At 75.4% G+C, this 16498-nt stretch carries 18 protein-coding genes; 3 read left to right on the top strand and 15 right to left on the bottom strand.

What is annotated here, in order from left to right; genetic code table 11:
- Positions 1 to 516: glycoside hydrolase family 3 N-terminal domain-containing protein (locus tag ACQRUO_RS33095; protein WP_428319833.1), on the bottom strand; the 516-nt coding region annotated here is incomplete at its 3' end.
- A 130-nt stretch (positions 517 to 646) separates the two neighbouring features.
- The gene (locus ACQRUO_RS33090; protein ID WP_428319832.1) at positions 647 to 2152 is read right to left on the bottom strand and encodes a PLP-dependent aminotransferase family protein; all 1506 of its coding nucleotides are present in this window, start codon (positions 2150 to 2152) and stop codon (positions 647 to 649) included.
- A 42-nt stretch (positions 2153 to 2194) separates the two neighbouring features.
- On the opposite strand from ACQRUO_RS33090, the gene ACQRUO_RS33085 reads away from it, so the two are divergent.
- Positions 2195 to 2737, top strand: a complete 543-nt coding sequence (locus ACQRUO_RS33085) for a carboxymuconolactone decarboxylase family protein (RefSeq protein ID WP_428319831.1) — start codon at positions 2195 to 2197, stop codon at positions 2735 to 2737.
- Between the two features lie 110 nt (positions 2738 to 2847).
- Here ACQRUO_RS33085 and ACQRUO_RS33080 read toward each other — a convergent pair whose 3' ends face one another.
- Positions 2848 to 3135, bottom strand: a complete 288-nt coding sequence (locus ACQRUO_RS33080) for a DUF6296 family protein (protein ID WP_428319830.1) — start codon at positions 3133 to 3135, stop codon at positions 2848 to 2850.
- A gap of 204 nt (positions 3136 to 3339) precedes the next feature.
- Here ACQRUO_RS33080 and ACQRUO_RS33075 point away from each other — a divergent pair, with 204 nt between their 5' ends.
- The gene (locus ACQRUO_RS33075) at positions 3340 to 3744 is read left to right on the top strand and encodes a PPOX class F420-dependent oxidoreductase (RefSeq protein WP_428319834.1); all 405 of its coding nucleotides are present in this window, start codon (positions 3340 to 3342) and stop codon (positions 3742 to 3744) included.
- A gap of 135 nt (positions 3745 to 3879) precedes the next feature.
- On the opposite strand, the gene ACQRUO_RS33070 is transcribed toward ACQRUO_RS33075, so the two are convergent.
- From ACQRUO_RS33070 to ACQRUO_RS33060, 3 genes are all read right to left on the bottom strand, one after another.
- Entirely contained in the window at positions 3880 to 4293 is a 414-nt protein-coding gene (locus ACQRUO_RS33070) for a PaaI family thioesterase (protein WP_428319829.1), read from the bottom strand.
- 116 nt (positions 4294 to 4409) lie between these two features.
- Complete coding sequence (locus ACQRUO_RS33065) at positions 4410 to 5030, bottom strand: L-threonylcarbamoyladenylate synthase (protein ID WP_428319828.1); 621 nt, start codon at positions 5028 to 5030, stop codon at positions 4410 to 4412.
- Positions 5031 to 5114: 84 nt separating this feature from the next.
- Positions 5115 to 5561 (bottom strand): hypothetical protein, encoded by a 447-nt coding sequence (locus ACQRUO_RS33060; RefSeq protein WP_428319827.1) that lies wholly within the window; start codon positions 5559 to 5561, stop codon positions 5115 to 5117.
- Positions 5562 to 5790: 229 nt separating this feature from the next.
- On the opposite strand from ACQRUO_RS33060, the gene ACQRUO_RS33055 reads away from it, so the two are divergent.
- Positions 5791 to 6657, top strand: coding sequence for an alpha/beta fold hydrolase (locus ACQRUO_RS33055; RefSeq protein WP_428319826.1), 867 nt, complete (start codon positions 5791 to 5793; stop codon positions 6655 to 6657).
- On the opposite strand, the gene ACQRUO_RS33050 is transcribed toward ACQRUO_RS33055, so the two are convergent.
- From ACQRUO_RS33050 to ACQRUO_RS33010, 9 genes are all read right to left on the bottom strand, one after another.
- On the bottom strand, positions 6626 to 7330 hold the full coding sequence (locus ACQRUO_RS33050) for a 4'-phosphopantetheinyl transferase family protein (RefSeq protein WP_428319825.1): 705 nt from the start codon (positions 7328 to 7330) through the stop codon (positions 6626 to 6628). The two genes, ACQRUO_RS33055 and ACQRUO_RS33050, sit on opposite strands and share 32 nt — an antisense overlap.
- Positions 7327 to 8298 carry a hypothetical protein gene (locus ACQRUO_RS33045; protein WP_428319824.1) on the bottom strand — a complete coding sequence of 324 codons (972 nt, stop codon included), beginning with the start codon at positions 8296 to 8298 and terminating at the stop codon, positions 7327 to 7329. Before ACQRUO_RS33045 ends, ACQRUO_RS33050 begins: the two co-directional genes overlap by 4 nt.
- Positions 8295 to 9893 (bottom strand): amino acid adenylation domain-containing protein, encoded by a 1599-nt coding sequence (locus tag ACQRUO_RS33040; protein ID WP_428319823.1) that lies wholly within the window; start codon positions 9891 to 9893, stop codon positions 8295 to 8297. The genes ACQRUO_RS33045 and ACQRUO_RS33040 overlap by 4 nt, the downstream gene beginning before the upstream one ends.
- A 26-nt stretch (positions 9894 to 9919) precedes the next feature.
- A complete protein-coding gene (locus ACQRUO_RS33035; RefSeq protein WP_428319822.1) occupies positions 9920 to 11062 on the bottom strand; it encodes an FAD-dependent monooxygenase in 1143 nt (380 codons plus the stop codon).
- Between the two features lie 24 nt (positions 11063 to 11086).
- The gene (locus ACQRUO_RS33030) at positions 11087 to 11344 is read right to left on the bottom strand and encodes a hypothetical protein (protein ID WP_428319821.1); all 258 of its coding nucleotides are present in this window, start codon (positions 11342 to 11344) and stop codon (positions 11087 to 11089) included.
- 43 nt (positions 11345 to 11387) lie between these two features.
- The gene (locus tag ACQRUO_RS33025) at positions 11388 to 13172 is read right to left on the bottom strand and encodes an ABC transporter ATP-binding protein (RefSeq protein WP_428319820.1); all 1785 of its coding nucleotides are present in this window, start codon (positions 13170 to 13172) and stop codon (positions 11388 to 11390) included.
- Positions 13169 to 15151, bottom strand: coding sequence for an ABC transporter ATP-binding protein (locus ACQRUO_RS33020; RefSeq protein ID WP_428319819.1), 1983 nt, complete (start codon positions 15149 to 15151; stop codon positions 13169 to 13171). The genes ACQRUO_RS33025 and ACQRUO_RS33020 overlap by 4 nt, the downstream gene beginning before the upstream one ends.
- Before the next feature lie 14 nt (positions 15152 to 15165).
- Positions 15166 to 15411, bottom strand: coding sequence for an acyl carrier protein (locus ACQRUO_RS33015; protein WP_428319818.1), 246 nt, complete (start codon positions 15409 to 15411; stop codon positions 15166 to 15168).
- Positions 15412 to 15437: 26 nt separating this feature from the next.
- Positions 15438 to 16498 (bottom strand): NAD(P)H-dependent flavin oxidoreductase (locus tag ACQRUO_RS33010; RefSeq protein WP_428319817.1); only part of this gene is annotated, 1061 nt, incomplete at its 5' end.

Here is a 16498-nt window from a genome sequence, read left to right as displayed (position 1 = left end):
CGGGTCCGCCGCCGCGCCGACCGCCCGGGCGGAGAGCTCGGGCGGGCCGTCCAGCCGGCGGACCCGGCCGCCCTCCTGATCGGCCATCAGCAGCAGCGGGAGACGGACCGGACTCTGCTGCGCCGCCTGCCGCAGCGCGGTCACCGCCTGTCGGAAGGCGACCGGGTCGGCGGTGTTGGACTCGAAGAAGATCACCCCGGCGGCCCGGCCGGTGCGGACGGCGGTGAGCAGCCGGTCGGGCACGGTGGCGCCGGTGTAGGAGTAGACGATGCGCTGGCCGGCGAGCTGGTCGGGGGTGAACTCGGCGGCGGGGGTGGGTGCGGGGGCGGTCGGCAGGGCGGCTGCCAGGGTGCTCGGCAGGTCGGTGGAGCGGGCTGCCGGCGCGGGGGCCGCTGCCGCCGGGCGGGCCGGGGCCGGGCTGCCGGCGGTGCTGCTGCGCGGGTGCGGGCCGGCCGGGGCGCAGGCGGCGAGCAGCACGGCCAGGGCGCCGACCAGCCGGCGGATGGGTGAGTGCATCGCGCCGCCCTCCAGGAATCGGTCCGCCGTACGAGCATCGCTCGCCCGTGCGGGAAAGGTCCGGAGGTGCGCCGTGCCGTGCGTGTCGGGTCGGCGGGCTGGCCCTAGGTCCGTACGAGAGGCTCTTGGGTCACCCGGCGCCCGGGAGCACCTCGCATAGGGCTTCCAGGGCGGCGGTGTAGCCGTGCTCCGGGGGTGCCGCGTAGCCGACCACCAGACCGGCGAGGGTCGGGTCCGCCGGCTGCTGCGGATGACGGAAGCCAGCGAGGCCGTCGAGGGCGAGGCCGCGGGCGGTGGCGGCCCGGAGGGTGGCCGCCTCGGTGCCCGGGGGCAGTGGCAGGACCGCGTGCAGGCCGGCCGCGATGCCGGTGGGGGCGAGCTGCGGGGCGCGCTCGGCGAGCCGGGTGACCAACTGGTCGCGGCGCTGCCGGTAGCGCTGGCGCATCCGGCGGATGTGGCGGTCGTGGCTGCCGGACTCGATGAACTCGGCCAGGGTGAGCTGGTCCGGCACGCTCGCCCAGGCTTCCCGCTCGCCCTTGGCGGCCAGCACCGGGGCGACCAGGTGCTCCGGCAGCACCAGCCAGCCCAGGCGCAGCGCCGGCGACAGGCTCTTGCTCACCGAGCCCAGGTAGAGCACCCGGTCGGGGTCCAAGCCCTGGAGCGCGCCGACCGGTTGGCGGTCGTGCCGGAACTCGCCGTCGTAGTCGTCCTCCAGGACCAGTCCGCCGGTGCCGCGCGCCCAGTCGATCGCCGCGGCGCGGCGCTCGGGGTGCAGGGCGCCGCCGGTCGGGAACTGGTGGGCCGGGGTGAGCAGCACGGCGCGTGGATCCGGCAGCCGGGCCAACTCGAAGGTGTCGGCGCCGTGTTGGTCGACCGTCAGCGGGAGGGTGCGGAAGCCCGCCCGGTCGAGCAGCGAGCGGTGGTACGGCAGGCCGTAGCCCTCCACCGCGAGCGGGCCGCGCAGCACCGCGCCGCCGAAGAGCAGCCGCAGCGCGTGGCCGACGCCCGAGCAGATCACGATCCGCTCGGGTCGGGTGCGCACCCCGCGGACCCGGGCCAGGTAGTCGGTCAGGGCGCGGCGCAGCTCGATCCGGCCGTGCGGGTCCCCGGGGCCGAAGGCCTCGGCGGGGGCGGCGGTGAGGGCCCGGCGGGCGGCGGCGAGCCAGGCGGCGCGCGGGAAGGCGGTGGGGTCGGGCAGGCCCTGGCGCAGGTCGTGCCGGGGTGGGGCGGCGGTCGGTCCGGCCGCGGGCGCGGTGCGTGGCGGGGTGTCCGCCGCCGAGGTCGCCATGGTCGCAGCGGGCGAGGCGGGCGAGGCGGGTCGGCGCGGGCGGGCCCGCCGTGGGTCGTCAGCCGGGGCCGCCCCCAGGGCGACCCGGGTGCCGGAGCCCTGGCGCGCCGTCAGCCAGCCCTCGGCGACCAGCTCGGCGTAGGCCTCGGCGACCGTGTTGCGGGCCAGGCCCAGGTCGGCGGCGAGCGAGCGGTAGGGCGGCAGCCGGGTCCCTGGGGCCAGTCGGCCGGCCCGCACCGCCTCGCGCAGCGCGCGGGTCAGCACGGTCCGCCGGCTGCCCGGGCCGGAGAGGTCCAGGTGCAGGTCACGACCGATCTGCTGGGCCGAATTGACCCATGATTTCGCCATGGAAATGCACCTTACCGGGGGTCGATCGTGGCGGGTAGATTCATGATCATGACGAACGAAGCCGTGATCGACACCGCCGCCGCCCCCGCTGCTCCCGCCCACGCCCCGCACGCCGTGGTGCTCCCCGAGGCCCCCGCCCGGGTCAACCTCGCCCGGACCGCGCCGGCGCTCTTCCGCGCCGTGCTCGGGCTCGACGCGGCCGCCCGGCAGGGGCTGGACCCGGCGCTGGTGGAACTGGTGCAGATCCGCGCCTCGCAGCTGAACGGCTGCGCCTACTGCCTGCACATGCACACCGGCGACGCCCGCAAGGCCGGCGAGAGCGAGGAGCGGCTCCACCTGGTCACCGTCTGGCGGGAGGCGGCGCACTTCTTCTCGGCCGCGGAGCAGGCGGCGCTGGCGCTGACCGAGGCGCTCACCCTGGTGGCCCGGGACGGGGTGCCGGAGGAGGTCTACGCCCGGGCGGCCGAGCAGTTCGCGGAGCCGGAGCTGGCCCAGCTGATCGGCCTGATCTGCACGATCAACACCTGGAACCGGATCGCGCTGGTCTCCGGCAAGGTGGCCGGGACGGACGAGCGGCGCCGCTGAGCGCCGCGGTGCGCCTTCGGATGGGTCCCCCTCGGGTGATCCGGGCAGGGCGAAGGGCCCCGGGGTGTCCCGGGGCCCTTCGGTGGCGCTGCTCAGCCGGGTGGCGCTGGTCAGCCGATCGGACCGCCCCAGGCCTCCCGGCCGCTCGGGACGGCGCTGGCCCGTGCCCGCGGCAGCGGCACGGCGTGCAGGCACTGGTGCTGGTGCCCCTCGTCGGCGTCGAGCAGGCTCGCCACTCCGCCGGCGTCGATGGAGACCTGGAAGCCCCCGGAGTCGTCGACGTAGACGGCCTTGCCGCCGAGCGTCCTCGGCGTCCAGTGCACCACGACGACGGTCGCGGGACGGTGCCCACCGACCGGGCCGGGCAAGGAGATTGCGTAGCGCTGGACGGGTTCCACGATCGGACCTCCTCAAGACCGGCGGACCGGTGGCCCGGACCACCGTCCGTGCCGACCCAGGGCTTCTGCCCGCAATCCGCCGCTGAATCCCAGTTTGGCATGACCATTTCTTCGCAGATCATGCCGTTTCGTAAAAAATACGAACAGAAAAACACGCTGGACGCGCGTTGTGACCGATCACTACGCTGCGCGCTCGTGACAGCGATGACTGCGGCGGTGCGCCGCCTGGTGGACGAGCCCGTTCCGGCCGTGCTGGCCACGGTCAACCCCGACGGCAGCCCGCAGACCTCCGTGGTCTGGGTCGGCCGGGACGGCGACGACCTGCTGATCTCCACGGCCGCCGGCCGCCGCAAGGAGCGCAACCTGCGCCGCGACCCACGGGTCAGCCTGACCGTCTACGACCCCGCCGACCCGCTGCGCTACGTCGAGGTGCGCGGGCGGGCCGAGGTCAGCGAGGACGTCGGACGGGCGCTCGCCGTCCGGCTGGCCGAGGAGTACGAGGGGCCGGGTGCGGGGCAGGAGTACCGGGACCTGCCGCCCGAGGTGGTGCGCGTGGTGGTCCGGATCACCCCGGAGCGGTTCGTCGGCACGGCAGCGGCCGAGGCATAGCCAGACAGCGCAGGCGCAGGCGCAGGCGCAGACGTGAGCGCGTGAGCAGGGCAGGGCTCGGTGGCGCAGGCCCCGCGGTCGGCGGGCCGGGCGCCACCGGCGGCGGGGCGCTCGGCAACGCGCCGGGTCGGCCGGTCATCCGGGGAACGCGTAGACCGTACTGGCCTGGGCGGCCGGCTCGGTCTCGCCCTCGGCGGTGAGCTGCACGTCGGTGAAGGCCAGCCGCCGCCCGAGCTTGGTCACCCGGGCCGCCACCAGCACGTCCGCCCCGACCACGCCGCGCTGGAAGCTGGTCGACTGCTGGATGGTGGTCATCGGACCGAAGCCACCCAGCGCCGCCGACAGCGCGATCACCGTCGCGGTGTCGGCCGCCGCCATCAGCGCCTGCCCCGACATCCCGCCGCCCTCCCGGGCCAACTCCTCGGACCAGGGCAGCCGGAGCAACGCCGAGCGCTCCCCGAGCTCCACGACCGACAGCCCGAGCGCCAGCACCCAGGGGGCGAAGTTGTCGGCCAGGATCTTGTCCGCTTCGGCGGGGGTGAGAGGCATACCGCCAGTCTCGCTCAAGCATCCCTCGACCACCAGGGTGCGTGACCGGCGGTTCGTCATGAACCTTCCGCGGCCGGGTCGTTGGTGCCGGGTTCACCCCACGGGCGCTGCTCCCGTCACTCGAAGCGCGTGGTGTCACCGGCCCCGCGCCGGACGATCTCCGCGCCGCCGCCGGAGAAGTCGATCACCGTCGTCGGTTCCGTGCCGCAGTCACCCGAGTCCACCACGGCTTCCAGCAGGTGGTCGAGCCGCTCCTTGATCTCCCACCCCTGGGTCATCGGCTCCTCCTCGCCGGGGAGCAGCAGGGTGCTGGAGAGCAGGGGCTCGCCGAGTTCGGCGAGCAGCGCCCTGGTGACGGCGTGGTCGGGGATCCGCACTCCCACCGTCTTCTTCCGGGGGTGCATCAGGCGGCGCGGAACCTCCTTGGTGGCGGGGAGGATGAAGGTGTAGCTGCCCGGTGTCGCGGCCTTGACGGCGCGGAAGACGTGGTTGTCGAGCTGGACGAACTGCCCCAGTTGGGCGAAGTCCACGCACATCAGGGTGAAGTGGTGGCGTTCGTCGAGGCGCCGGATCGAGCGGATCCGCTCGAGCCCGTCGTGGTTGTCCAGCCGGCAGCCGAGGGCGAAACAGGAGTCGGTCGGGTACGCGATCAGGTCTCCGGAGCGGAGACTGGCGGCCACCGTGCTGATGGTGCGCGGCTGGGGGGACTCTGGGTGCACGTCGAAGTACTTCGCCATTGGCCGACCCTACGGGATTCCCGCCCGGCCGTCGCATCCCGCTCCCGGCGCGTTCGAGATCGGGTCGCCGGGCCCGGACAGGCCCTAGCTTCCGGAGCCCGTCGGGACCAGGCGCGGCGTGGGGTCGGCGGGTGCCGGGTGGCGCCCGTGCCACCACCGTGCGGCCGCCGGCTTCGGCTGTGCGCCGGGCATCGCGACGGACTTGATCAGGTCCCCCGCGCGCCCGCGGATGTCGATGCGCGCCGGCAGGGTGCGTTCCCGCACGCTCGTTCCACCGTTCCCGGCCGCGTGCTCCTGGCCCAGGATCCGGGTCACGGTCAGGACGAGCGAGGCCGCCAGGGCGTCCTCGGTGATCCGCCCGGTGTCGTCCCGGAGCCAGTGCAGGACGAGGGTCCAGTCGCCGCTCCGGCACGCGGTGCGGGGCTGGGTGGGCTCGGCACTGAGGCCGAACTCGGCGAGGGCCTCGATCAGCGACTCGACGTCCTGGCCGTCGAGGTGCTGGAAGTTCTCTTCGATGAGCAGCTGTGCCATGAACCTTCCCCCATGTGATGGCCGGTCAGGCACGGTTGCCGACGACCTCCACGATGGTGACGGTCGTGCCGGTCGGTGGGTTTCGGCTGCTCGCGACCTTGACGTTTTCTGTACGCGCCGCCCGCGGCTCGGTGGTCGGGGGCGGCGCCGGACCCAGCCGGGCAAGTGGTCTGGACCAAGGTCTGGACCACTGATGACATCGGGGCCTCTGACGTGCAAGGGTGTGGACATGCCTAGCTTTCCGTCCTACGACGGCTGTGAGATCTGGTACGAAACGACCGGCGAGGGCGCACCGTTGGTGGTGCTGCCCGGAGGGCCGGGGATGGATCTCCGGTACCTGGGGCGGCTCGGGGGGTTGGACCGGCACCGGCGGCTGATCCTGGTGGATGCCAGGGCCGCGGGGCGCTCGGGGGTGCCGGCGGACCGGGCGAGCGTGTCGTTCGTGGCGCAGGCGCGCGACCTGGAGGCGCTGCGGGTGCACCTGGGGCTGGCGGAGTTCGACGTGCTGGCGCACTCGGCCGGGTGCCTGACGGCCCAGGAGTACCTGGCGGCGTACCCGGGGAAGGTGCGGCGGGCGGTGCTGGTGGCGCCGGTCGGGCGGGCCGGGCGGGAGCCGGACGAGGCCGAGCTGGCCGCGCTGCGCGCCTCGCGGTCGGCCGAGCCGTGGTACCCGGATGCGGCGGAGGCCGAGCGGCTGCTGGCCGAGGGCGCCTCGACGGGTGACCGACTGGCCGCCTTGCAGCGGCGGTTGCTGCCGTTCTTCTGGTACCGGTGGACCGCCGAGCGGCAGGCCGAGTACCGCCCGGAGCACGCCACCGCGCTGCCCTGGCTGCGCGAGGCGTTCTACGCGGGCTCGGCGGATCCGCAGGCCCTCGCCGCGCGGGTGGCCCGGCTGGCCGTGGCGCGAACTCCGGTGCTGGTGCTGGCCGGTGCGGCGGACGGGATGGTCGGCACCGCCCCGGCCCGCGCGGTGGCCGCGGCCCACCCCGGCAGCCGGCTGGAGCTGCTCGCCGCGTCCGGGCACCGCCCCTGGGTGGAGGAGCCGGCGCGGTTCGTCGAGGCGGTCACGCGGTTCCTGGCGGGCGCACCGGCGTAGTGGGGAGGGGCCAGTGGCGGGCGCGGACGGTGAAGGCGGCGTCACCGGTCAGCGCCACCGCAGCGGCGTAGCCCGCGGGTGCGGTGAGGTCCCGGAGGTGCCAGTGGTGGCCGGCCAGCGGGCCGCCGGTGGCGCGGATCGGGCCGCCGGGCCCGGTGAGGTCGGCCACCGGCAGGGTGAGGCCGTCGGTCAGCCGGGCGCCGGTCGCCTTGACGCAGGCCTCCAGGCGGGTCCAGTACCGGAAGAAGGCCGCCGGGTCCGCCGGCGCCGGCCAGTGGCGCAGGCCGGCCGGCACCCGGGGCGGCACCGCGCCGAGCCGCTCCAGGTCCACCCCGATCGGGCGGCCGGGCGCCAGGGCGATCGCCGCCAGGCCCGCCGAGTGGCTCAGGTTCACCTGGAGCGGCCGCGGGGAGCGCTGGTCGATCGGGGCCAGCAGCGGCTTGCCGTGGCGGGTGGCGGTCCAGCGGATCCGGTCGGCCGGCACCCCGCAGTGGGCCGCCGTGATCAGCCGCAGCGCGGCGTGCGCGGCGGTGTAGCGGCGGGCCGCGCGCGGCACGGCGATCCGGCCGAGCCGCGCGCGTTCCGTCCGGTCGAGCAGCGCCGCCAGGCCGGGCCTGGCGGCGAACGCGTCGAGGTCGACGAACCAGACCTCCGCCTGCACCCGGGCGGTCACCCGGCAGCGTGCCCGGCGGTGTCCTCGGCCGGGTCCGCGCCGGCCGGCCCGGTGGTGAACTCGAGGGCGATCAGCGACCAGGAGCGCGGGCTGGTGGCCAGCACCAGGACCCGGTCACCGGGCTCGACCAGGCCCTGCTCGTGGAGCGAGGCCAGCGAGAGCAGCAGGTCGGCCGAGAAGCTGTGGCCGACCTCGGCCACCGCCGGGGTGTGGACGGCCGTCAGGTCCAGCCCGCACAGCCGGCTGAGGAAGGTCCGGGTGGCCAGGCTGTAGTGCCCGGTGACCAGGTGCCGGAAGCCGCGCTCCGGCTCCGGCAGGTCCGCCAGCAGCCGCTCGCGCGCCGCGGTGACCCCGAGCTTGACCAGGTTGGCGGCCTTGAGCGAGTTGCTCACCTCCACCGCGTCCGCCTGGATGGCCGTCGAGACGCCGAGCACCCGGTAGCCCGGGCCGTGCGGGGTGCGGCTGATCAGGCAGGCGGCCGCGCCGTCGCTGAGCACCGTGACGCCGACCGGCTGGTAGCGCGCGCCGTCGGTGATCCGGTCCGCGCTGACCAGCAGCACGGTGTCGAGCCGCTCCGCGACCAGCAGGCCGGTGGCCACCCGCAGCGCGGCGGCGAGGTTGGCCGAGGCGCTGCCGCCGACCGCCACGGTGGGCGCGGTGGGCACGCCGGCGCCGCTGAGCACCGCCCAGCCGTCCTTGGTCGCGGTCTCCCGGTACGGGGAGTCGGTGGCGTGCACCACGGCGTCCACGGCCGGCGCACCGGCGGCCGCCAGCGTGCGGCGGGCCGCGGTGGCGGCCAGCTCCACCACGTCCTGTTCGGCGACCCGGCAGTACCTCAGCCCGCCGGCGTGCAGGTTCGCCACCTCGGCGGTGACCGACGGGTCGTCGAGGTCGGCGATCGGTACCCGGGCGCCCAGTTCGACGGCGATCGCCGAGAGGTGGACGGCCGGGCCGGGGTCGGTGTTCACGCGCGCTCCTGGGACTGGTGGGTGGCGGCGGCCCGGGTGGCCGCGAGGTCGCACTTGCCGTTGGCGTTCAGGACGAGCTCCGGGACGGCCCTGATCCGGCGCGGCACCAGGGCGGGCGGCAGCGCCGCGGCGAGCGCCTGGCGGACCGCCCGGGCGGCCGCGGACTCGGCGTCAGCCCCGCCGTCGCCGTCGAGCACCAGGTAGGCCTCCAGGCTCTCGACGGCACCCGCGGCGATGTCGAAGGCGACGTCGCTGACCCCGGGCACCGCCAGGGCGTGCCGGCGCAGTTCGCCCAGCTCCACCCGGAAGCCGCTGACCTTGAGCTGGCTGTCGGCCCGGCCGAGGTAGAGCAGGGTCCGGTCGGGCAGCAGCTCCACCCGGTCGCCGGTCCGGTAGGCGCGGCCGGCCGGGCCGCCGAGCTCGGCCTCGTCGAGGAACGGGTCGCCGCCCGGGCGGCCCAGGTAGCCGGCGGCCACCCCGGCTCCCGCGATGACCAGTTCGGCCGGCTTGCCGGCCCGGGCCGGGCGCAGCTCCTCGTCCACCAGGTAGGCCCGGGTGTTCCAGATCGGGCGGCCGATCGGCACGCTCGGCAGGCCGCGCACGGCCGCCGGGTCGAACGCGTTGAAGCAGCAGCCGACGGTGGCCTCGGTGGGCCCGTAGTGGTTCAACAGCCGGACCCCGGCCAGGCGTTCGCCCGCCGCGGCGATCAGCGCCGGGTCCAGCGCCTCGCCGCCGAACATCAGCAGCCGGGTCGCGCCGCGGTAGTCGGGCCGTGCGGTCCGCTCGAAGAACCGCAGGTGCGACGGGGTCACCTTGAGCAGGTCGTACGGCTGCTCGCGGGTGGCGAAGAGGTTCTGCTGGTCCCACACCCCGGCCAGCAGGGTAACCGGGCAGCCGGCGACCAGCGCCGGCCAGAGCGAGGTGATCGCGTGGTCGAAGCCGAGGCTGCCGAACAGCGGGCTGCCGCCGGCCGTGAGACCGACCGTGTGGGCGCACCAGAGCGCGTAGTTGACCAGCGAGCCGTGCTCCACCAGGACGCCCTTGGGCACACCGGTGGACCCGGAGGTGAAATTGACGTAGGCGACGTCCCCGGACCGCGGCGGCTCGCGCTCCGGCGGCACGCTCGCGTCCGCCGGGCCGCTCGACGGGGCGGACAGCATCGCCAGGTCGAGCCGGGGCACCGCCGACTCCGGTGGCGCGATGGTGCCGGCCGCGCCGTCGTGCAGCAGCAGCACCGGGTCGGAACCCGCGACGATGGCCGCCACCCGCTGGGCGGGGAAGGTCGGGTCGACCGGGACGTACGCGGCGCGCAGCGACATCACGGCGAGCGCGGCGGCCACCACGGCGGGCGAGCGGTCCGCCCAGAGCACCACCCGGGAGCCCTCGGTGACGCCGGCCTCGGCCAGGGCTTCGGCCAGCTGCCGGGTGTGCTGCCGGAGCCGGTGGAAGCTCCAGACCTGCTCGCCGTGGCGCAGCGCGGGGGCCTCGGGGCGGGTCCGGGCGTGGGCGTGGATCAGCTCGACGATGCTGGCGGCGGCGATCGGCCGCGCCGGTCCGGCGAGCACGGCGGGGCCGGTGGCCCGGGTGCCGGTCATGGGGTTCCTTCCTGCCTGACTCATCGTCAGGCCGCTTCCATCAGCGGGCGGTAGAGCCGGCGGAACCAGGCCGCCGAGCCGGCGGGAGCCGCCGCGCCGCCGGGGGTGCCGCGCCCCGGCCCGAGGTTGGCCTGCACGGCTGCCGACAGCACGCCGTGCAGCCTGGCCAGCCGTGCGAAGTCCCGCACCCGGGGCTGCCGCCGTGCCTGGTAGGCGTCCAGCGCCTGCGGGGTGGCACCCCGGCGGGCCAACTCCTCGGCCAGTACCGAGGTGTCCTCGATCGCCATCGCGCCGCCCTGGGTGGTGGCGGGCGAGAACGAGTGCGCGGCGTCACCGACCAGGGCGACCCGCCCGTTCACCCAGCGGCGCACCGAAAGGCCCTGCGCCGGGCGGACGTTGTAGCTGTCCGCCGGGTCCAGCGAGCGGACCAGGTCGCGCACCGCGGGTCCCATGGTGGCGGCGATCGCGGCCAGCTCGGCGTACGCGTGCTCCGGTGCGACCCGGCGCGGCTCGGCCAGGTCGGCCTGGAGGAAGACGTGGTGGCGCCCGCCGCCGATCGGCATGCCGCCGAAGAAGTGGCCGCCGGCCCGCCAGATCCGCCAGTCGTCGAAGTCGAACGGCGGCGCGCTCTCGATCGTGGTCCGCCAGTAGAGGTGGCCGAGGTAGTGCGGCTCGGCGGCCGGGTCGACGTACTGCCTGGTCCAGGAGTTGATGCCGTCCGCGCCGAGCACCACGGCGTAGCGGCGCCGCTCGCCGTCGGCGAAGGCCACCTCGACGTGGTCGGCGGCCTGGGTCAGCGCGGTCGGCTCGGTGGACCAGCGCACCGTGTCCGCCGGCAGGTGGTGCAGCATCAGCTCGGACAGCGTCCGGCGCCTGATCGCCAGCGGCAGCCTGGGGCCGCCCCAGACCGCGGCCCAGTCCAGCACCGAGGCGGTGCCGTCCGGGTCGTTGGTGACCTGGTGGGCGATCGGGCGGCCGGCCGCGTGCAGCGCGGGCCCGAGGTGGTCCAGATGGGCCAGGGCGTTGGGGTGCAGCATGATGCCGGCTCCGGCCGCCTGGACCTCGTCGGCACGGTCCACCACGTCGACCCGCAGGCCGAGCCGGAGCAGCCGGGCCGCGGTGGTCAGTCCAGCGATGCCTGCGCCTACCACGAGGGCGTCCGCGTGCATGGTCTCTCCGTAGGGGTCGGCAGGTCAGGTGGTCGGCCGGGCGTCGAGCAGGTAGCCGTCGTACATGGCCTTCATGGTGTAGAAGTTGGTGATCGCGTCGCCGGTCAGGTCGATCTCGTGGCCGACCAGGTCCTCCAGGAAGGCGACGATGTCGAGCAGCGCGAGCGAGTCGACGTAGCCCTCCTCCCAGAGCCGGCTGGTGGGCTGCGGGTCCTCGCCCTGGTAGGGCTTGACCTCCTGCAGCAGGGCGGTGAACTTCTCGTAGAACTGTTCGCGGGTCATCCGGGTGCTCCTTGCACGTGAAGGGGTTGCGGTGTGGTGCGGCTCAGCGGTAGGCGCGGGCCTGCAGGTCGAAGAGCTCGCGGTAGGTGAGGTCGTTGGCCATCAGCTCGGCGTGGCTGCCGGACTCCAGGACCCGGCCGTTCTCCAGGACGACGATCAGATCGGCCATCCGGACCGTGGAGAACCGGTGCGAGACGAAGAGCGTGACCGCTCCGCGCTCGCGGGCGGCGCGCCCGGCGGAGTCGCCGAAGCGCTCGAAGACGTTGCTCTCGGCCGCCGCGTCCAGGGCGGCCGCGGGCTCGTCGAGCAGCATCAACAGCGGTTCCGGGCGGACCAGGCAGCGGGCCAGGCCCAGGGTCTGCCACTGGCCGCCGGAGAGCTCCGCGCCGTCGCCGTAGCCCCGGCCGAGCAGGCCGTCGAGGCCGCCGGGGACGCGCGCCACGATCCGCTCGGCACCGGCCCGGGCCAGCGCGGCCGTCAGCACCGCGTCGTCCTCGATCGACGCCACGGCGCCGACGCCGACGTTCTCGCGCAGCAGCAGCTCAAGCCGGGCGAAGTCCTGGAACAGCGGGGCGATCCGCCGGGACCACTGCTCGGCGGAGAGGTCCCGCAGGTCCACCCCGTCGACCAGGATCCGGCCCTCGGTGGGCTGGTACAGGCCGCAGAGCAGTTTGACCATGGTGCTCTTGCCGGCGCCGTTCTCGCCGACCAGCGCCACTGTCCGGCCGGCCGGGAGGAACAGGTCGACGCCGTCCAGCACCTTGGTGCCGCTGCCCGGGTAGCCGAAGCCGACGTTCTCGAACCGGATCCCCTCGCGCAGCACCGCCGGGGCCGGCCGCTCGCCCCCGGGCCGGAGCATCCCGGCCGACCAGCGGCGCAGGTCGGCCATCCGCTCCGCGATCCGGCCCGCGCCCTGCAGCACGGTGAGCAGCCCGAGCGCGCTGGCCACCTGAACGCTGACCTGCACGGCCAGCGTGATCACCAGGACCACGTCGCCCAACCCGGCCCGGCCGTGCACGGCCTGCCAGAGGATCAGCAGGATCACCCCGCCGTAGGCGGCGGCGAAGACCGTCTGACCGGCCGCGCGCAGGACGGCGGCCCGCAGGTGGGCCCGCTGCAGGGTCGCGGTGGTGGCGTCCCAGCCGGCCCGGTGGCGCTCCAGCAGCTCGGTCTCGGTGCCGCACAGCCGCAGCTCCTTCACCGAGGCCGCGCTGGTCGCCAGGGTCAGCAGGTGGCGGCTGAGCCGGATCTGCGGCGCGGCCCGTTCCTTGGCCCGCTCGACCAGATCCTGGGCCCGCCGGCCGAGGACGACCGGCGGTACGGCGGCCAGCGGGAGCAGCGCCATCCACGGGTTCAGGGTGCCGAGGATCACCGTGGTGATCAGGGTCTGCACGGTCAGGCCGCCGAGTTGGAGCAGTGCCTCCAGCGCCGACCTGGTCTTCGGCAGGTCCTCGCGGACCAGCACCAGGGTGTCGGCGAACTCGGGGCTGTCGTGGTTCTCCAGCCCGTGCGTGCCGTTGGCGAGGGTGAGCAGCTCCTCCTGGAGGGTGGCCTCGGCCAGCTCGCCGAGCTCGAAGTAGAGCAGGTGGGCGAAGTGGCCGAACATCAGCTCGGCGAGCAGCAGTGCCACCGCGCCGAGGGCCAGTGTGCCCGCGGTGCCGGCGTGGCCGGCCAGTGCGGCGTCGGTGAGCCGGCGCAGCACCAGCGCGATGCCCGGGGTGGCCAGGTAGCCGAGGAGCAGCAGGAGGATCGAGCCGGCCAGCCGGCCCCGGCCGCCCTGCCGGGCCATCGAGAGCAGCAGCACCGGGGTGCGGACCAGGGCCTTCACTGCGCCACCTCCAGCAGCGGGTCGGGATCGGGATCGGCGTCGCGGTCGTGATCGGCGTCGGGGGCGGGGTTGGGATCGGCGTCGCGGTCGGAGGCGGGATCGGGATCCCGGTCAGGGTCGGCGTCCGCGAAGCGCCTGGCCTGGAGCCGGAACAGCTCGGCGTACCGGCCGCCGGCGGCCAGCAACTCCTCGTGGCTGCCCTGTTCGCAGACCCGGCCGCCCTCCAGCACCACGATCCGGTCGGCCTTGCGCACGGTGGAGAAGCGGTGCGAGATGATCACGCTGGTGAGCCCGGCGGTGGTGGCCAGGAAGCGGTCGAAGAAGTCCACCTCGGCCCGGACGTCCAGCTGGGCGGTGGGCTCGTCGAGGATCAGCAGCCGCGCTCCCGCCTCCACCGCGTACAGCGCCCGGGCCAGCGCGAGGCGCTGCCACTGGCCGCCGGAGAGGTCCTGACCGCCCTGGTACTGCTGGCTGAGCACCGTCTCCAGGCCGTGCGGCAGCGACTCGACCAGCTCGCGGGCGCCGGCCCGGTCGACCGCCCGCTCGACGGCGGCCCGGGAGGCACCCGGGTCCAGCACGCCCGGGGCGCCCAGCACGATGTTCTCCCGCGCGGTCAGCTCGTAGCGGACGTAGTCCTGGAAGATCGCGCCGATCCGGCGCTGCCACGCGCGCGGCTCGACCTCCGCCAGGTCGGTGCCGTCCACCGTGATCCGGCCCGACACCGGTGCGTACAGGCCGGTGAGCACCTTGACCAGGGTGGTCTTGCCCGCGCCGTTGAGGCCGACGATCGCGGTCGAGCGGCCCGCCGGCAGTTCCAGCTCCAGTCCGTCCAGCACCGCGGGGCCCGACTCGCCGTAGTGGAAGCCGACCCGCTCGAACCGGACCGCCCGCTCGGGCAGGTGCCCGGGCAGCGCGGCGCCGCCGGTGCGCTCCGCACCGGCTCCGCGCAGCGCCAACTCCTCGAACTCCAGCAGCGCGTGGTAGGCCTGCACCCCGAACTGGGTCTTGGTGTCGCTCTCCGGGAAGTACACCCCGAACCGCATCGGGATCAGCACCGCCTGCAGCGCCACCGCCAGCCCGAGCAGGTCCAGCCGGCCGTGCGCGGCGGCACCGGCCAGCCCGCGGAGCACCACCGCGCCGCCGACCAGGCCGGCCAGCGTGAACCCGACGAACGGCCAGAACAGGATGCGCCGGCGCCCGGTCCACAGCCGGGCCAGGAAACGGCCGCTCTCCGCGGCGTGCCGGGCGGTGAACCAGCCGATCAGGCCGAGGATCCGGATCTCCTTGGCGGCGCCGGCCCCGGCGCCGGTGGCCCGCAGGTAGGCGACCTCCCGCCGGGTGCCCGCCAGGCCCTTCCAGAGCGCGGCGAACCGCCCCAGCGAGCCGCGCTGCCCGAAGCGGATGACCAGCGCCGTGACCAGCGCCAGCAACCCCGCCCAGGGCGCCAGAACCACGGCCACCAGGACGCTCGCGCCCAGGAGTTGGGCGTAGCGCGCGATCAGCGACAGGGTGCCGGCGACCGCGTCGCCCGGGGTCGAGGTGATCCGGTCGAAGGCCGTCCTGGTGTCGCTGAGCAGGTCCAGGCTGGTCTGCTCCTCCAGGCTGGCCAGTTGGGCCCGGGTCAGCGCCAGCGACATCAGCCGGCGCACGCAGGAGCCGTCCACCCGGCGGGCGACCGACTCACCGATGGCCAGTTGGAAGGGGGCGAGCACCTGCTGGAGCACGAAGGCGCCGAGCGCCAGGGCGAAGGCGGCGGCCACCTGGCCCCAGCCGGCGGTGTGCCGGACCACCTGGGGCACCCGGTTCAGCGCCAGGCTCATCCCGTACACGAAGCCGAGCGGGAGCAGCCCGATCGCGGTGTTGAACAGCACGGCGAGCAGCACGGTCCGGCCGCCGGCCGTGGGCAGCAGCCGCAGCACCGGCAGCCAGCGGTGGGCCCGCCGGGCCAGGTAGCCGCGCAGGGGGGAAGTCGTCAGCACCTCGGATTCCCGCCTCAGCCCGCGGCCGTCGGGGCGGGATCGGTCAGGAAGACCTCCCGGATCCGGTTGAGCGAACGGAAGTCGTCCACGGTGACCCGGTCCAGGTCGACGCTGCGCCCGGAGACCTGCTCCAGCAGGTAGATGAACTCCAGGAAGTCGAGCGAGTTGATCAGCCGGGCCTCGATCAGGTCGGTGTCCGGCAGGATCTCGCCCTGCAACTCGGGGTTCTTCTGCTTGATCCAGTCGATGACGGTCTGCATGGTGTGCTCCTCAGGAGGCGTTGGGGTCAGCAGGCGTTGGGGGAGGGGAGGTTCGCTTGGGCCTGGGCACGCAGGCGGTCGACCAGCACGGCGGCGGGCGCCACCGCGCGGATCGCGGCGCTGCCGGTGCCGGCGTAGCGGGCCATCTGGTCGATCGAGCCCTCGACCCGGACGGTCGGGACGGTTGCGGCGCCACGCGGCACCGGGTGGCGGACCCCGTCCTCGGTCAGCCAGCCGATGATCGCCGCGGGCGGGGGTGCCGCCGCGTCGGTGACCGGCCCGGCCAGCACCCGGTGACGGCGCCCGGGCCAGCCGAGGGCGAACCGGTCGGTCACCACGGTGGCGCCGGGCCCGGCGGCCACCAGGGCGCGCTGGTACTCGGGGTGGGCGTCCGACTCCGCGGCCGCGGCGAAGAGCGTGCCGGCCAGCGCGCCGTGCGCCCCGGCGGCGGCCGCCGCGCGCAGCTGACCGCCGTGCTCCAGGCCCCCCGCGACCAGCAGCGGCACGCCGGGCCGGTCGGCCAGCACCGCGGCCAGCAGCCGCCGGACGGCCAGCTCGCCCAGGTGCCGGCCGCCGGCCTCCGCGCCCTGCAGGGCCAGCACGTCGGCGCCCAGCCGGACCGCCGCCCGTGCCTGCGCCGGCGAGCCGACCTGGACCAGCAGCAGGTGGCCGGCCGCCCGCACCGCGGCCGCGAAGCCGGCCGGCGGCGGCCCGAAGCTGCTCAGCACCAGCGGCCGGTCGGCGGCCGCCAGGACGGCGGTCAGCTGCTCGGCCAGCAGGGTCGTCCCCGCCACTTCGGGCACCACCCCGACGGCGAACGGACGGTCCGTCAGGGCGGCGGTCCGCTCGACCAGTCGGGTGCACCGGGCGGCCGGGCTCCGGTAGAGCGCGACCGTGCCGAGGGCCCCGGCCGCGCTCACCGCGGCGGCGAGCCGGGGGCCGGCCACGCCGCCCATCCCGGCCTGCACCAGCGGGAAGGGCACGCCGAGCGCCCGGGCCCCGATGGCCAGCCGGGCGTCGGCGGGTGCGCGGGGCGGGGTGGGCGTCATCAGGCCCGGTCGGCGTGGGCGCAGCCGGCCGTCGCGGG

The organism is Kitasatospora sp. LaBMicrA B282 (genome assembly GCF_050325825.1).
GTDB lineage: Bacteria > Actinomycetota > Actinomycetes > Streptomycetales > Streptomycetaceae > Kitasatospora.
The sequence above is the reverse complement of the archived record's forward strand: the minus strand, read 5'-3'. Positions and strand labels throughout refer to the sequence as shown.

Excerpts from the sequence above, each read along its gene's own strand:
- ACQRUO_RS33015 (WP_428319818.1), bottom strand. The coding sequence starts at position 15,411 with ATGCAGACCGTCATCGACTGGATCAAGCAGAAGAACCCCGAGTTGCAG.
- ACQRUO_RS33030 (WP_428319821.1), bottom strand. The coding sequence starts at position 11,344 with ATGACCCGCGAACAGTTCTACGAGAAGTTCACCGCCCTGCTGCAGGAG.
- ACQRUO_RS33090 (WP_428319832.1), bottom strand. The coding sequence starts at position 2,152 with ATGGCGAAATCATGGGTCAATTCGGCCCAGCAGATCGGTCGTGACCTG.
- ACQRUO_RS33060 (WP_428319827.1), bottom strand. The coding sequence starts at position 5,561 with ATGGCACAGCTGCTCATCGAAGAGAACTTCCAGCACCTCGACGGCCAG.
- ACQRUO_RS33070 (WP_428319829.1), bottom strand. The coding sequence starts at position 4,293 with ATGCCTCTCACCCCCGCCGAAGCGGACAAGATCCTGGCCGACAACTTC.
- ACQRUO_RS33055 (WP_428319826.1), top strand. The coding sequence starts at position 5,791 with ATGCCTAGCTTTCCGTCCTACGACGGCTGTGAGATCTGGTACGAAACG.
- ACQRUO_RS33035 (WP_428319822.1), bottom strand. The coding sequence starts at position 11,062 with ATGCACGCGGACGCCCTCGTGGTAGGCGCAGGCATCGCTGGACTGACC.
- ACQRUO_RS33040 (WP_428319823.1), bottom strand. The coding sequence starts at position 9,893 with ATGACCGGCACCCGGGCCACCGGCCCCGCCGTGCTCGCCGGACCGGCG.
- ACQRUO_RS33065 (WP_428319828.1), bottom strand. The coding sequence starts at position 5,030 with ATGGCGAAGTACTTCGACGTGCACCCAGAGTCCCCCCAGCCGCGCACC.
- ACQRUO_RS33085 (WP_428319831.1), top strand. The coding sequence starts at position 2,195 with ATGATCATGACGAACGAAGCCGTGATCGACACCGCCGCCGCCCCCGCT.
- ACQRUO_RS33075 (WP_428319834.1), top strand. The coding sequence starts at position 3,340 with ATGACTGCGGCGGTGCGCCGCCTGGTGGACGAGCCCGTTCCGGCCGTG.